This window comes from Streptomyces coeruleoprunus (genome assembly GCF_039542925.1).
In the GTDB taxonomy this organism is placed as follows: Bacteria; Actinomycetota; Actinomycetes; order Streptomycetales; family Streptomycetaceae; genus Streptomyces; species Streptomyces coeruleoprunus.
Window position 1 is genome coordinate 2,279,738 of record NZ_BAABIT010000001.1, and the last position, 14,275, is coordinate 2,294,012.

General features: G+C 73.3%; 13 protein-coding genes and 1 tRNA gene. 5 read left to right on the top strand and 9 right to left on the bottom strand.

The window, feature by feature from the left end:
* Positions 1–6: 6 nt before the first annotated feature.
* The 4 genes from ABEB09_RS09595 to ABEB09_RS09610 form a co-directional block, all read right to left on the bottom strand.
* Complete coding sequence (locus tag ABEB09_RS09595; protein WP_345693887.1) at positions 7–1,296, bottom strand: homoserine dehydrogenase; 1,290 nt, start codon at positions 1,294–1,296, stop codon at positions 7–9.
* A 107-nt stretch (positions 1,297–1,403) separates the two neighbouring features.
* Entirely contained in the window at positions 1,404–2,795 is a 1,392-nt protein-coding gene (gene lysA, locus ABEB09_RS09600; protein ID WP_345689087.1) for a diaminopimelate decarboxylase, read from the bottom strand.
* Positions 2,796–2,811: 16 nt separating this feature from the next.
* Positions 2,812–3,840, bottom strand: coding sequence for an ArgS-related anticodon-binding protein NrtL (nrtL, locus tag ABEB09_RS09605; RefSeq protein ID WP_345689089.1), 1,029 nt, complete (start codon positions 3,838–3,840; stop codon positions 2,812–2,814).
* Positions 3,841–3,923: 83 nt separating this feature from the next.
* A complete protein-coding gene (locus tag ABEB09_RS09610) occupies positions 3,924–4,352 on the bottom strand; it encodes a response regulator (protein ID WP_345693888.1) in 429 nt (142 codons plus the stop codon).
* A 167-nt stretch (positions 4,353–4,519) separates the two neighbouring features.
* Between ABEB09_RS09610 and ABEB09_RS09615 the strand changes: the two genes are divergently transcribed.
* Positions 4,520–4,591: transfer RNA gene (locus tag ABEB09_RS09615), tRNA-Arg, on the top strand.
* Positions 4,592–4,706: 115 nt separating this feature from the next.
* Here the strand turns inward: ABEB09_RS09615 and ABEB09_RS09620 are convergent.
* A complete protein-coding gene (locus ABEB09_RS09620; protein ID WP_345689091.1) occupies positions 4,707–5,396 on the bottom strand; it encodes a DUF429 domain-containing protein in 690 nt (229 codons plus the stop codon).
* A gap of 1 nt (position 5,397) precedes the next feature.
* A complete protein-coding gene (locus tag ABEB09_RS09625) occupies positions 5,398–6,075 on the bottom strand; it encodes a protein-L-isoaspartate(D-aspartate) O-methyltransferase (protein WP_345689093.1) in 678 nt (225 codons plus the stop codon).
* Between the two features lie 103 nt (positions 6,076–6,178).
* Between ABEB09_RS09625 and ABEB09_RS09630 the strand changes: the two genes are divergently transcribed.
* Positions 6,179–7,429, top strand: a complete 1,251-nt coding sequence (locus ABEB09_RS09630; RefSeq protein WP_345689095.1) for a hypothetical protein — start codon at positions 6,179–6,181, stop codon at positions 7,427–7,429.
* 5 nt (positions 7,430–7,434) lie between these two features.
* Here the strand turns inward: ABEB09_RS09630 and ku are convergent, their stop codons facing one another.
* Positions 7,435–8,484, bottom strand: a complete 1,050-nt coding sequence (gene ku, locus ABEB09_RS09635) for a non-homologous end joining protein Ku (RefSeq protein WP_345689097.1) — start codon at positions 8,482–8,484, stop codon at positions 7,435–7,437.
* A gap of 41 nt (positions 8,485–8,525) precedes the next feature.
* Here ku and ligD point away from each other — a divergent pair, with 41 nt between their 5' ends.
* Positions 8,526–9,443: a non-homologous end-joining DNA ligase gene (ligD, locus tag ABEB09_RS09640; protein WP_345689099.1), complete on the top strand. Its 918-nt coding sequence runs from the start codon at positions 8,526–8,528 to the stop codon at positions 9,441–9,443.
* On the opposite strand, the gene ABEB09_RS09645 is transcribed toward ligD, so the two are convergent.
* Positions 9,377–10,348 (bottom strand): ATP-dependent DNA ligase, encoded by a 972-nt coding sequence (locus ABEB09_RS09645; protein WP_345689101.1) that lies wholly within the window; start codon positions 10,346–10,348, stop codon positions 9,377–9,379. The genes ligD and ABEB09_RS09645 overlap by 67 nt on opposite strands.
* A 97-nt stretch (positions 10,349–10,445) precedes the next feature.
* Positions 10,446–11,240, bottom strand: coding sequence for a nuclease-related domain-containing protein (locus ABEB09_RS09650; protein ID WP_345689103.1), 795 nt, complete (start codon positions 11,238–11,240; stop codon positions 10,446–10,448).
* 187 nt (positions 11,241–11,427) lie between these two features.
* Between ABEB09_RS09650 and ABEB09_RS09655 the strand changes: the two genes are divergently transcribed.
* Entirely contained in the window at positions 11,428–13,746 is a 2,319-nt protein-coding gene (locus ABEB09_RS09655) for a PBS lyase (RefSeq protein ID WP_345689105.1), read from the top strand.
* A gap of 154 nt (positions 13,747–13,900) precedes the next feature.
* Positions 13,901–14,161 (top strand): hypothetical protein, encoded by a 261-nt coding sequence (locus ABEB09_RS09660; RefSeq protein ID WP_345689107.1) that lies wholly within the window; start codon positions 13,901–13,903, stop codon positions 14,159–14,161.
* Positions 14,162–14,275: the final 114 nt, after the last annotated feature.

The following is a 14,275-nucleotide window of genomic DNA, read 5'->3' on the forward strand; positions in this document are numbered from 1 at the left end:
GGGTCCTTACTCCCCTTCAACACGCATGATGCTGGCGACACCGCGCACGGTGTCGAGCTTGCGCAGCGCCTCGACGGTCCCGTTGAGGGCGGCGTCGGGCGCGCGGTGGGTGACGACGACGAGGGAGGCCTCGCCGTCCTTGCCCTGCTGGCGGACCGTGTCGATCGATACGCCGTGCTCGGCGAAGACCGTCGCGACCTGGGCGAGGACGCCCGGCTTGTCGGCCACGTCGAGGCTGATGTGGTACCGCGTGACGACATCGCCCATGGGGCTCACGGGCAGCTGGGTGTACGCGGAGTCGCCGGGTCCCGTCGCGTCGTTGAGGCGGTTGCGGCAGACGGCGACCAGGTCGCCGAGTACGGCGGACGCGGTCGGCGAGCCGCCGGCGCCCGGTCCGTAGAACATGAGCTGCCCGGCCGCCTCGGCCTCGACGAAGACGGCGTTGTAGGCGCCGCGGACGGAGGCGAGCGGGTGGCTGAGGGGGATCATCGCGGGGTGCACGCGCGCGGTGACGGACTCGCCGTCGGCGGCGCGCTCGCAGATGGCGAGCAGCTTGATGGTGCAGCCCATCCGCTTCGCCGAGGCGAAGTCGGCGGCGGTGACCTCGGTCATGCCCTCGCGGTAGACGTCGTCGAGGCGTACGCGGGTGTGGAAGGCGATCCCGGCGAGGATGGCGGCCTTGGCGGCGGCGTCGAAGCCCTCGACGTCGGCGGTCGGGTCGGCCTCCGCGTACCCGAGCGCGGTGGCCTCGTCCAGCGCCTCGGAGTACCCGGCGCCGGAGGTGTCCATCTTGTCGAGGATGAAGTTGGTGGTGCCGTTCACGATGCCCAGCACCCGGTTGACCTTGTCGCCCGCGAGGGACTCGCGCAGGGGCCTGATGAGCGGGATGGCGCCCGCGACGGCGGCCTCGTAGTACAGGTCCTGGCCGTGCTCCTCGGCGGCGGCGTGCAGCGCGTCGCCGTCCTGGGCGAGGAGGGCCTTGTTGGCGGAGACGACCGAGGCGCCGTGCTCGAAGGCGGTGGTGATGAGGGTCCGGGCGGGCTCGACGCCGCCGATGACCTCGACGACCACATCGATGTCGCCGCGTTTGACGAGGGCGGTCGCATCGGTGGTGATCAGCTCGGGGTCGATGCCCTCGCGGACCTTGGAGGGCCGGCGGACGGCGACCCCGGCGAGCTCGACCGGGGCCCCGATGCGGGCGGCGAGGTCGTCGGCGTGCGTCGTCATGATGCGCGCCACCTCTGAGCCGACCACTCCACAGCCCAGCAGCGCCACCTTCAGCGGACGCGTACGCATCATCCGACCTCGTTTCTTGATACTTCTGCGTATTTCTACGGTGGTCCAGTCTCACTCACCGGACGGAAGTTTCTATCCCCCGTCCGGATCCTGAGACATCTATTTCATCAGCCGACATCGAGACGCAGGAGATCTTCCTCCGTCTCACGCCGGACGATCACCCGCGCCTCACCGTCGCGGACGGCGACGACGGGCGGGCGAAGCACGTGGTTGTAGTTGCTGGCCATGGACCGGCAGTACGCCCCGGTGGCGGGCACGGCGATCAGATCACCGGGGGCGAGGTCGGCCGGCAGGAACGCGTCCCGCACCACGATGTCCCCGCTCTCGCAGTGCTTGCCGACGACCCGGCTGAGCATGGGCTCGGCGTCGGAGGTCCGGGACACGAGGGCGACGCTGTACTCGGCGTCGTACAGCGCGGTCCGGATGTTGTCGGACATGCCGCCGTCGACGGAGACGTACGTGCGCAGCCCCTCCAGGGGCTTGATGGTGCCGACCTCGTAGAGCGTGAAGGCCGTGGGCCCGACGATGGCCCGCCCGGGCTCCACGGAGATGCGCGGCGTCCGCAGCCCGGCGGCCTCGCACTCCCGCGTGACGATCTCGTTGAGCGCCTTGGCGATCTCGTGCGGCTCGCGCGGATCGTCGTCCGGCGTGTACGCGATGCCCAGCCCGCCGCCGAGGTCGATCTCGGGCAGCTCGACGCCGTGCTCGTCGCGCACCTCGGCGAGCAGGGAGACGACGCGCCGGGCGGCCACCTCGAACCCGGCCATGTCGAAGATCTGGGACCCGATGTGCGAGTGGATGCCGATGAGTTCGAGCCCGTCGAGCTTCAGCGCCCGGCGCACGGCCTCGGCGGCCTGCCCGCCGGCGAGGGCGAGGCCGAACTTCTGGTCCTCGTGCGCGGTGGCGATGAACTCGTGGGTGTGCGCCTCGACTCCGACGGTCACGCGGATCTGGACGCGCTGCCGCGTGCCGAGGGACTGGGCGATGTGGGCGACGCGCACGATCTCCTGGAAGGAGTCGAGCACGATGCGCCCGACGCCGGCCTCGACGGCCCGCCGGATCTCTTCCTCGCTCTTGTTGTTGCCGTGGAAGGCGATGCGCTCGGGGGGCATGCCGGCGGACAGGGCGGTGGCCAGCTCGCCGCCGGAGCACACGTCGAGGTTGAGGCCCTCCTCGTGCAGCCACCGCACGACGGCACGGCTCAGGAAGGCCTTCCCGGCGTAGAACACGTCGGCGTCCTTGCCGAAGGCATCGGCCCAGGCGCGGCAGCGGGCACGGAAGTCGTCCTCGTCGAGGATGTAGGCGGGCGTCCCGAACTCCTCGGCGAGACGCGTCACTTCGATGCCGCCGACAGTGACGACCCCGTCCTCGTCGCGCCGGACGGTCCGCGCCCACACCTTCTCCTCCAGCCGGTTGAGGTCGGCGGGCGGCGCGGTGTAGTGGCCCTCGGGGAGGACGTCGGCGTGACGGGGCCCGGCGGGGTGTGCGGAACGGCTCATGTCTCTCTCACAGCTCTCACAGGTGATCAGGGGCACTGATGCCGAGCAGGGACAGGCCGCCGGCCAGCACCGTCCCGGCGGCCTCGGCGAGGGCGAGCCGGGAGCGGTGGGCGGCCGAGGGTTTCTCGTCCCCACGGGGCAGCACGGTGTGCTGGAACCCGAGGAGCGCGTCGGCAACGACCTCCAGGTGCCGGGCGAGCCGGTCGGGGGCACGGAGACGGGCGGCGGCGGTGAGGGCGGACGGGTAGTCGGCGAGGGCCGCCAGGAGGCGGGTCCGGTCGGGGTCGGCCTGGACCTGGTGGGCGTCGTGGACCTCGGGGGCGTCCTGGCCCTCGGGGCCGAAGCCGAGGTCGGCGGCGTTGCGGAGGAGGGCCCGGGCGCGGGAGTGGGCGTACCGGACGGTGAAGAAGGGGTTGTCCTCGGTCTGCCGGACAAGGGCTTCCGGTTCCTGGACGCGGTCGTGGGGGGCGGGCCGCAGGAGGGCCCAGCGGGCGGCGTCGGGGCCGAGGGCGGCGTGGACGTCGTAAGGGACGGGGAGGACGTGGACGGCCTCGCTGCCGTCGCCGACCCGTGCACGGGCCCCTTGGCTGCGCAGAAGCGCGACGACGGTCTCGGTGACGACGGAGGCGCGCACGTGCCGGGGTGCGGTGAAGGTGATGTCGCCGAGGTGGGCGAGGTGGTCGCCGTATCCGTAGCGGACGCCGTGGCGGCGGATGGCGTGGACGACGCCGCCGCTGCTCTGGGCGCGGGCCTCGGGGTGGAGGGTGAGGTTCAGGAAGCCGGGCCCGGTGATGTCGACGCGCTGGACGCCGGGTGCGTCGAGGAGCCGGTCGCGCAGGACCTCGGCGACCTGCCGGGGCGGCATGGCGGCGGGGCGGGCGAGCTGGAGGGCGGCGTTGGTGGCCCAGTCGCCGCAGCCGCCGGGGCGGGGCCGCTCGATGACCACCCGCTCGGGCAACTGTCCGTCGAGTCCGCGCAGCGCTCCGTCACCGACTGCGCGGCGCACGGCGTGCAGCACGGTGAGCGAGAGATCTGCGGGGGTCACGGGACAAGCGTATGGGAGGAGGGGGGTGCCAACGCGAACCGGTTTCGCGATGTGGGCGCGGGGTGGGGGTGTCCCCCTGTGGGTCAGCCGCGAGTGGTGCCGGCGTGGCCCACGCCGCCGTGGCTGCCGTCCATGGGGGGCGGGGTCTCGCGGTGCATGAGCCGCCGGACGAGTCGGACCAGCTCGGCGGGCTCGAAGGGCTTGGCGAGGAAGGCGTCCACCCCGGCGTCGAGGCCGCTCTCCACCTCGTGCTGGTTGCAGGCGCTGATGATCGCGACGGGCAGGTGCGCGGTCCGCGCGTCGGACCGCAGCTGCTCGGCGGTCCGCAGACCGTCGAGGCGGGGCATGACGACGTCGAGGGTCACGACATCGGGCCGCACCCGATGAACGACTTCCAGACACTCGGCACCGTCGGCCGCGGTCACCACCTCGAAGCCCTCCAGCTCGAGGTTGACCCTGATCAGCTGCCGAATGACCCGGTTGTCGTCGACAACCAGCACCCGGCCGGACATGCCTGACACAACTCGAGAGTAGGTGGCGCCGCACCCCTGCGTCCGGGTTTTCGCCACTTCCACCCCCAGGAGGCGACCTCACGCCACACACCCTCCGGAAATACCTGTTCACAGGCACCCCACGGGAGCTGGTAGGGTTCTACCCGTCGCCGAGAAACACGGCGGACGCCCCCGTAGCTCAGGGGATAGAGCAACGGCCTCCGGAGCCGTGTGCGCAGGTTCGAATCCTGCCGGGGGCACAGAAGCCGGAACAGCGTGATCACTCCGCTGGCCAGCGCATGTGCCTGATACGAAGAGCGGGACTCATTTCCTTGAGTCCCGCTCTTCGTCGTTCATGCACGGGCCGAGTGCCGGTCAGTACCAGATCGCGACCGGACGTCCCTGCGCGTCGCGTTCGGGTGGGTCCGGGAGGGAGCGGGCCAGGTCGTGGGCGATGCGGTGGGCCGTCCATGCTGCGGCGGCCGCGTCCAGTACGTCGTCGGGTGGGGTGCGGCCCGCGTCGCCCAGGTCGTCCGGGAGGACGATTCCGGCCGTGGCGAGGAGCGAGCGGCGGGCCATCTGCCCTGCCCAGCTCTTCTTGCGGTGGAGCGGCGCCGCCCCGCCCGCGAGGGCCCGGAACGACACCTCGGGGTGCACTTCGAAGAGCCCGTCGCCCCCCGGCTCCGCCAAGCAGGCGTTCGCCTCGCGGAGCTTCGGCGCGAGCGCCCAGGTCTGGCGGCTCAGCCCGGCGCCCGTGAGTTCGCGGCACCTGTCTCGTGCGTCCTCGTACTCCTTCTCCTGCCACACCGCGCGCGGCGGCACCCGGAAGACACTGCTCCTGAGCGGTCCCAGCAGGGCCGCAGCCTCCGTGTCCGCACGCCGCCACCCCGTGTCGAGGAGGCCCAGCGGCATGTCCACGGCCACGACCGCGAGGTCTCCGGCTGCCCCTCCGGGCAGGAGGGAGCGGAGGGTGGCGGCGACCCGTGCTGCGGTGAAGCGGCCGTCGTGGAGCTCGATCGCCAGCCATCCGGCCGGGCACGCGTCGACGCCGAGGACTCGCACCATGTCAGCCGGCGTTCCCGGACGGGGGTGTGGGGGTGTAGCCGTGCTCGCCGTAGAGGCGGACGAAATGGGCGGGGACGACGGTCCGGCGGCGTACGAGTCCCCGCCCGGTCCTCTCGTACAGCTCGACCCGCTCCCGGCCGCCCGGACCGATCGGCTGCACGAGGCGGCCGCCGGTCGCCAACTGTGCGACCAGTGGCGGCGGCACCTCGGGGAAGGCGGCGCAGACCACGATCGCGTCGAACGGGGCCCGGCCCGCCACGCCGAGGGTGCCGTCGCCGACGACGATCTCGGCGTTGTCGATGGCCCGGGCGGCGAGGTTGGTGCGGGCCTGCTCCGCCAGGTCCGGCCACCGCTCGACGCCGACCACGTGCGCGGCGAGGCGGGCCAGCAACGCGGTCTGGAATCCGTGGCCGCTGCCGACCTCCAGCACCCGCTCGTCGCCGGTGAGGCCGAGCGCGGCGACCATCATCGCCACGAGTGAGGGCTGCGTCGTGACCTGGTCATGACCGATCGGGATCGGCACGTCCGCGTACGCCGATGCCTGCTGGGACGCCGGTACGAAAGCCGCCCGCGGGGTCGCACTGAGCGCACGCATCAGACGCTCGTCGGTCACGCCGGAAGCACGGGCGGCGTCGACCAGGTCCTCGGGACCCGGCACGTGGCGGGGAGGGGGCATCATGGCGCTCTCTCTTTCCTCTTCAGGCTATCTCGGTCGCGGGCCCGCCTTCCGCGGTCTCTCGGCGGCCCCTGGCCTGTCAGTGGGCGCCGCTAAGGTCGGGGGTATGGATCAAGGTGCGCTGATCGCGGAGCTCGAAAAGGCCGGCCGCGACGAGGAGTTGAAGCGGCGGGTCGCGCGGCAGCTGGCCGAGCCGGGGGCCGCCGCTGTGCCGGGGCTGGTGGCCGCGCTCGGGCAGGTCGGGCGGACTGCCATGTGGGGGGTGCGCGACGCGCTCGTGATGATCGGGCCGCCGGCGTTCGATGCCGTGGTGGCGGCGCGGGCACGGGCGGAGAAGGTGCCCGACTGGTGGGAGTTGGGGCATGTGCTGCGGGCGTTCGACGAGCGGTGCCTGCCGCAGTACGTGGGGGCGTTGGGCCACCCCATGAAGGAGATACGGCAGCAGGCGCTCGGGGGGCTGCAGAATCTGGGTGAGGCCGCGGCCGGTGCCCTGGTGGATGTGCTGCCGTTTCTGGGTGACGGGGATTCCTATACGCGTTATCACGCCGAGAAGACCGTGCGGGCCGTCGGGCGGAACTCCGGGGACACGTTGCGGGGTATCCGGCGGGGTGGGCCCGGGCACCTGCGGCGGTATGCGCTCACCGCGCTGGGCCTCATCGGGGGTGAAGCCCAGTTGGGCGAGCGGGATCTGGAGGTGCTGGAGCGGCTCGTGCGGATCAAGATCGCGGCCGATGTCCCGGACACCCTGCCCGAGCATCGTTGGCTGGCCGTCCCCGGTGCCACGTACGAGGGGCTCTTCGACGCCATGGGGCTGCACGACCGGCGGCCCTGCACCCTCTCCATGGGGTTGTCCGCCATGGAGGACGACGTCGCCGTGGTGAGGGAGGAGGGCGGGGCCGAGCGCAGTGCCTTCCGGGTGTTCGTCACTCCTGAGCTGGACGGCTGGCGGCTGGTGTATGCCGATACCGCCCTGTGGGAGATGCACTGGGACGTCGATGATCTGCTGTCGCGGATCAGTGCTGCCTGCGGTGAGGCGCAGTTCTTCTTCCAGGACGACCACTGCGATGCCATGGTGTGGGCCGTCGCCGTCGACGGTGCCATGCGGCGCAGCTACTGGCGGCACAGCGACCCCGAGTGGTACGGGGAGCCGATGGAGTGGGAGGCCCCCCTCGGGGAGGACGAGGAGGCGTACGAGGACAATGCCACCTCCGAGTGCAGCGTGGGCCTTGCCTGCTGTGCCCTTTCGCTGGACCCGAGTGGGGTGGGTGAGTACACGGCCATGCGTGGGCACGGGTGGCTCGCCGTGACCGAAGCCGGGGTGGGGCACGGGCCGTTCACCGGGGCGCTGCGTATATAGCGGGCTCAGGCGGGGCGTTTGCGGGGCGTGGGCTTCTTGGCCGTTGCCTTCTTCGCCGTTGTCTTCTTCGCCTGGGTCTTCTTCGGTTCGGTCTTCTTCGCCGTCGTCTTCTTCTGCGCCGATGTCGATTTGCGGGTGGGGGACTCCGCTGTCTTCTTCGCCGTTCTGGAGGTCGACTTCTTGGCGCCCGCCGCCGGCTTCGGGGACGGTGGGGCCTTCGCGGCTCTCTTGCGGGCGGGGAGTTCCGTGACCGAGGCCGCCTCCGTCGGTTCCTCGCCTCTCGCCTCGCGGGCCGCCTTGACGCTGCTCTCCAAGGCCGCCATCAGGTCGATGACCTTCGCGCCCTTCTCGCGTTCCGGCTTCGGCGGGGCCTCCAGGGCGCCCTCCGCCTTGGCGGCGATCAGTTCCTCCATCGCCGCGCGGTAGTCGTCGTGCAGCTCGTGGATGTCCACCTCGCCCAGGGTGTCCATCAGCGCGTCCGCCAGATCCAGCTCGGCCTCGCGGACGGAGACGGAGGTGTCCGGGGCCACGGCGTCGGGGTTGCGGATCTCGTCGGGCCAGAGCAGGCCGTGCATGGCGATCACGTCGTCGACGACCCGCAGCATGCCGAGGCGTTCGCGGCCGCGCAGGGCGAACTTGGCGATGGCGACCCGGTCGCTGCGCTTGAGGGCCTCCCTCAGGAGGGTGTACGGCTTGGCGGCGGGGACGCCGTTCGCCTGGAGGTAGTACGCCGCGTCCATCTGGAGCGGGTCGATCTCGGAGGACGGTACGAAAGCGACGATCTCGATCGTCTTCGCGGTGGGCAGCGGCAGGGCGGCGAGGTCCTCGTCGGTGATCGGGATCATGGTCCCGTCGGCCTCTTCGTACGCCTTGCCGATCTCCGACTGGGAGACCTCCTCGCCGTCCAGCTCGCAGACCTTGCGGTAGCGAATCCTGCCGCCGTCCTCGGCGTGGATCTGGCGGAAGGAGACCGAGCGGTTCTCGGTGGCGTTCACCAGCTTGATGGGAATGCTGACCAGCCCGAATGAGATAGCGCCGTTCCATATGGATCGCACGGTTCATCCCTTTCGTACCGGAATCGTGGGATTCTCATCGTATGACGCCGATCACGGAGGTGGAGGGGCGGCGCCTCGCGCTCAGCAATCTCGACAAGGTCATCCATCCCGCCACCGGGACCACCAAGGGGGAGATCCTCCACTACTACGCGACCGTCGCCGACGTGCTGCTGCCGCATCTGCGCGGGCGTCCCCTGTCCTTCCTGCGCTATCCGGACGGCCCCGACGGGCAGGTCTTCTTCACCAAGAATCCGCCCCCCGGCACCCCCGACTGGGTGAGCACGGTGCCGGTGCCCCGGACGGATGATCCGGGCGCACGGCAGGTCATGGTCGAGGACCTGCCCTCACTCATGTGGGCGGCGAACCTCGTGGTGGAGTTCCACACCCCGCAGTGGCTCGCCGACACCCCGGCCGTCGCCGACCGGCTCGTGTTCGACCTCGACCCGGGCGCACCCGCCACCGTCGTCGACTGCTGCCGCGTCGCCCTGTGGCTGCGGGAGCGGCTGGCCGCCGACGGGCTCGACGCGTACGCGAAGACCTCCGGCGCGAAGGGGCTGCACCTGTACGCGGCGGTCGAGCCCATGCCGTCGGACGAGGTGTCCGCGTACGCCAAGCACCTCGCCCAGGAGGCGGAGGCCGAACTGCCGAAGCTCGTCGTGCACCGGATGGCCAAGGCGCTGCGGCCCGGGAAGGTGTTCGTCGACCACAGCCAGAACGCCGCCGCGAAGACCACGGCCGCCCCGTACACGCTGCGGGCCCGGGAGCAGCCGGCCGTGTCGGCCCCCGTGACCTGGGAGGAGGTCGAGGCCTGCGGCTCGCCCGGGCAGCTGGTCTTCCTGCTGGGCGACATGGCCGCCCGTGTCCAGCGGTACGGGGACCTCCTCGCGCCGCTCTACTCGAAGTCCGCCGAGGACTCCTCCGGGGCCAGGTCCGGGCGCAGGCGCAGCCAGGAAGGCTGACGCAGCATGCCCGCCTGGGTGCGGGTCGAGTACCGCACCTCCCCCACCAGGCGCGGCAGCACCCAGTGCGCGCCCGCCACGGGCGGCACCTCGGTGAAGGGGCACTCGTCGATCTCGGCGAGGTGCAGGAGCCGGGCCAGCGCGGCGCGCTCCGGCTCGCTCCAGCCCGTACCGACGCTGCCCACGTACCGCAGGCCGCCCGCGTGGCGCTGGCCCATGAGGACCGAGCCCGGCAGGCCGGACAGCCGGCCCGCGCCGGGCAGCCAGCCGCCGATGACGACGTCGGCGGTGCGCATGTTGCGGATCTTGATCCAGTTGCGGGAGCGTACGCCCGGTTCGTAACGGGAGGCGATCCGCTTGCAGACCAGGCCCTCCAGCCCGTGCTCGCGGGTCGCGCGCAGGGCGGTCTCGCCGTGGCCCACCACCGCGCCCGGGGTGGACCAGGCCGGGCCGTGGAGGGACAGCTGTTCGAGTTCGTGGCGGCGGTCCGTCCAGGGGCGTGCGGTGAGCAGCCTGCCCCGGAGGTGCACCACGTCGAACAGGACCGCGTGCACCGGGTCGCGCGCCGCCAGCTGCCTCGCCCGCGCCGGCGAACCCCGCAGGCCCATGCGGGGCTGGAGCCGGGCGAAGTCGCTGTGACCCCGTTCGTCCAGCATCACGATCTCCCCGTCCAGCACCGCGGCGAGCCCCGGCGGAAGCGCGGCCGCGAGGGGCGCCAGCTCCGGGTACGCGGCGGTGATGTCCTCGCCGGAGCGGGAGCGCAGCAGCAGGGTGCCGTCGCCCGGCAGGTAGAACATCGCTCGCTGGCCGTCCTGCTTGGTCTCGTACGCCCACTCCTCGTCGCGGGCGGGGGGTGGGAGGGTGCCGGGCGTGGCGAGCATGGGGGCGATACGGGGGAGGTCCACGCTTTCAGTCCTCGCACGGCGTGCGGGGCTCTAGTCGCCGGTGGGCGGGGATTCAGCCCGGTGGGTGGGGCGGGCGTCGGGCGCCGGGGCCGTCGGTTCAGTCGTTCCACCACGTGCGGCGGTTCCGGGCCCTGGTGTGGAGGGCTTCCGCCTCCGGGGGTTTCAGGGCGCCCGTCAGGCGGGACAGGGCCGGGATCTGGTCGGCGCGGAGGACGCGGATGTCGAGCAGGCCGGGCGGGACCGGCAGGCGGGACGGGTCGGCGACGGCCAGGACCGGGCGTACCGCCGTGGCAAGGGCGCGGGCCGCGTGGTCGGCGTCGCGGCGCAGCCGGCTCAGCAGGGGGCGGGGCTCGGCGCGCCCCACGGTGACCAGCGGGTCCGTGATGCGCACCCGGGTGCGGCGGGCCGCCACGGTGTGGACGACGAGGGTGCCGCCCGGGCCGATCGCCAGGTGGTCGATGCGGCCCCGGTCGGGCAGCGGGACCGCGTGCAGAACGCGCCACCCCGCGGCCTCCAGCCCGTCGAGGGCGTCGCCCACGCGTTGCAGCGCGGCCAGATCGGCGGCGTACGGGTCCCGGTGGAAGCGGCCGGCCGGCGGGCGGGGCGCGGTCAGCAGGTCCTCGCCGGGGCGGTTGGGCGCCAGGTCGTCGTCGGGGTGCAGGGCCAGCCCGGCCAGCTCGGCTGCCGTCGGCACGGGGGGCGGGCCGACCGTCACCTCTTCGGTGACATGGGGCGCGAGCGCCGCCAGCGCCTCCTCCCCGTACGCCTCGGCCAGCAGGCTCACCCGGCCGCTGCCGGGGTCGTACCAGGCGACGCACCGGCCGTCCGGGAGGCCGACCCACAGCCGCGCACCAGTGCCCCGCAGGGCGCGTACCACCCGTAATACGGTCATGCCCCTTCACCCCCACGCCCATGGAACAGGCGGGCGGGCGTGGGAGGAAGGGGTGTGCGGGCACGTATCAGGGGTGCGTCGACACGTGTCCAAGGCGTGTCCTGGGCGTGTCCGATTGCCGGGGCATCGCCGGGGACGGTGTGGTGCACTATTGCCCCCAAGTGCAGTGTTCACGGGGAGGGAAGGCATGTTCACAGGGATCGACGAGGTCGACTGGGCCTCGCTGGGTCATGCCTACGGTCCTGCCGACGACGTGCCCGCGCTGCTGCGCGGGCTCGCCTCCAAGGACCCGGTCGAGCGCGAGGCGGCGCTGGACGGGATGTACGGCGCCGTGCACCACCAGGGCGATGTGTACGACGCGACGCTCGCCTGCATCCCGTTCCTGCTGGAGCTCGTGGCGTGTCCGGAGGTCCAGGACCGGGGCTGCATCGTCGAGTTGCTGGCCAGCATCGGCGGCATCGACCTGGCGGGCGACGACGAGCTGCAGGAACTGGACCCCGACGACGAGGAGTTCGAGGACGCGGCCAACTACGCCATGGCCTCGGCGGCCGTCGCCGCGGGCGCCGACGTGTTCCTGGGGCTGGTCGGCGACGACGACCGGGAGGTGCGGCTCGCCGCGCCCGGGGCGCTCGCGTCGCTGCACGGCGACCCCGTGCGGGTCCTGGAGCTGCTGCGGGAACGGCTCACCGTGGAGACGGACACCGAGGTGCGGTTGGCGCTGGTGGAGGCGGTGGGGCGGATCGCGCTGCGGTACGAGTCGCTGCGCGACGAGACGGTGGGCTGGCTGGGCTGGCTCTCCGGCGCGGCGCAGGATCCGGCGCTGCGGCTCGCGGCACTGGCGCAGCTGGCGCGGTGCGCTCCGGCGCGGCTGCCGCGGGACGTCGTGGCGACGGTGACGGGGCTCCTGGTGGAGCTGCGGGCGGCGGGGGCGGTGGACCGCGGGGTCGGCGGCGATGGTGACAGAGCGGACCGATCGGACCTGAACGCCGCCGTCACCCTGTGGAATTCGGCCAACTCGTGGCATGCGTCAGAAGTACGGGATTCGATGGCACCGGCGAGTCCCTCCGGCCCGTCGAGCGGTTCCCGTACCGGTACGGGTCCGGTGGACGGGAGTAATCCGGTCACTTCGGCCGATCCGCCCGGACCGACGGGGGCGTCCACCGCGTCCGGGTCCAATCCGCTGGGACCCACGCTCGTCGGGCAGTTGCGGGAGGCGCGCGAGGAGCAGCGGGCCGGGCGCGGCACCGCCTGGGCGGACGATCTCCTGCGTACCCTCCACAGCGCCCTGGACGACCGGGTCGACGACCGGATCGCGCTGATCACCGCGCAGTTGCGCAGCCCGGACTGCGCCCAGCGGACGGACGCGATCTGGATGTGCGGCGGCCTCGTGCGCAACTGGCGCGGGGCGTACGACGAGGTGGTGCGCCTGGTGGGCGCGCAGCTGGCCGACCCCGAGCCGCGCCTCCAGGACGCGGCGGTGAGCTGGCTGGAGGGGCTGTTCGCGCTGGCCCGGCCGGCGGCGGACGCGCTGGCCGAGCGCGTGGCCGTGGAGCCCGAGCCGTGGGCGCCGGAGTGGGCGGGCGGGCGGCCGGGGTCGGCCAGTGCGCTGCTCGCCCTGGCCCGGGCGGGGGACGCGCGGGCCGTGCCGGCGCTGGGCCGGGCCCTGGAGGAGCCGGAGCCGAACACCAAGCTGCTGTACGCCCTTCCGCATCTGGCGGAGGCCGGGGCGCCGCTCGTCCCGGCGCTGCGGCGGCGGCTGGCCGGGCTGCCGCTCGACAACGACCTGGGCGAGCAGGCGGGGCCGTTGCTGCTGGCGCTGGCGCGGCTGAGAGCGGTGGAGGCGCTGCCGGAGGTGTTGCGGGTGCTGCGCGGGGCGCCGCCGTTCCGCCGCGAGTGGGTGCTGGAGTCGGCGCTGCGCGCGGTGGCCGCGTTCGGGCCGGCGGCCTGGGAGGCCGCGCCGGACGTACGGCCGCTGCTGGAGGACGCGTCGGCCGGGACGGTGACGGCAGCGGCGCGGGCCCTGTGGGCGATCGAGGGCGACGCGGGTGCCGTCCTGCCGAGGCTGCGGTCGCTGCTGCTGGCGCCGGACGTCCACAACCGGCGGTCGGCCGCCTGGGCCGTCGGCGCGGTGGGCGGTGCGGCCGCGGCGGCGGCGCCGGAGCTGCGGGCCTGCCTGACGGCCCCGGACCTGTGGCTGCGCGTGGACGCGGCGGCGGCGCTGTGCCGGGTGACCGGCGGCCTCGGTGAGGGGCTTCCCGTACTGGCTGCCGCGTGGCGGGAGAACCGTCACACCAGGGTGACGATCGCCGAGTGCTTCGCGGAGCTGGGTCCGGCCGCGGTGGACGCCGCTCCCCTGCTGCGGGCCGAGCTCGCCCGTTCCCGGCGGCACAACGTATCGGCCGGGGTGTCCGGCGACCACGACATCCACGACGACGAGCGGCTGTTGGACCTCTGCCGCACCGCTCTGGGCGCCGCCGACCGCGCCCAGGGCCACGACCTGCGGTGAGTGCGGGCGGCCGCGGGGCCGCAGGAGGCGTGGACGCCTCTCGGTGCGCCCGGCGCCGCGAGGCCGTGGTGGTAACACCATCGCGTGGCGGGCTATGGCTCGCTGTTACACAGCTGAGGGGGTGCCGCAACGCCGGCGGCCTAACGTTGCGGTCATGACCTCACCTCGCCGCCCCGGCCCGCTGCGCGGCGCCGCCGTCACGGTGGTGCTCGGCGGTGCGCTGCTCGCGCCCGCCGCCCGGGCCATCGCCGACGACCTGCCGGCCCCGGCGGCCGCGTCCTTCGCGGCCGAGGACGTCGGGACCGCCCGCGACCGCACCACGCTGCTGGTGGCGGCGGGCGGCGTGGCCGTGACGGGCGCCGCGGGGCTGGGCTTCGCGATGCTGCGGCGCGGCCGGACGGACGCCGGGGGCTGAGGGCGATCCCGGGGCCCCCGAGCACCGGGCCGGGCGGCTCACGCGGCTCGCGCCTCCCGGAGACCACGGCCCCCGGCCCACCCGAGCGCACCGGTGCGCAGCACCTGCCACCGC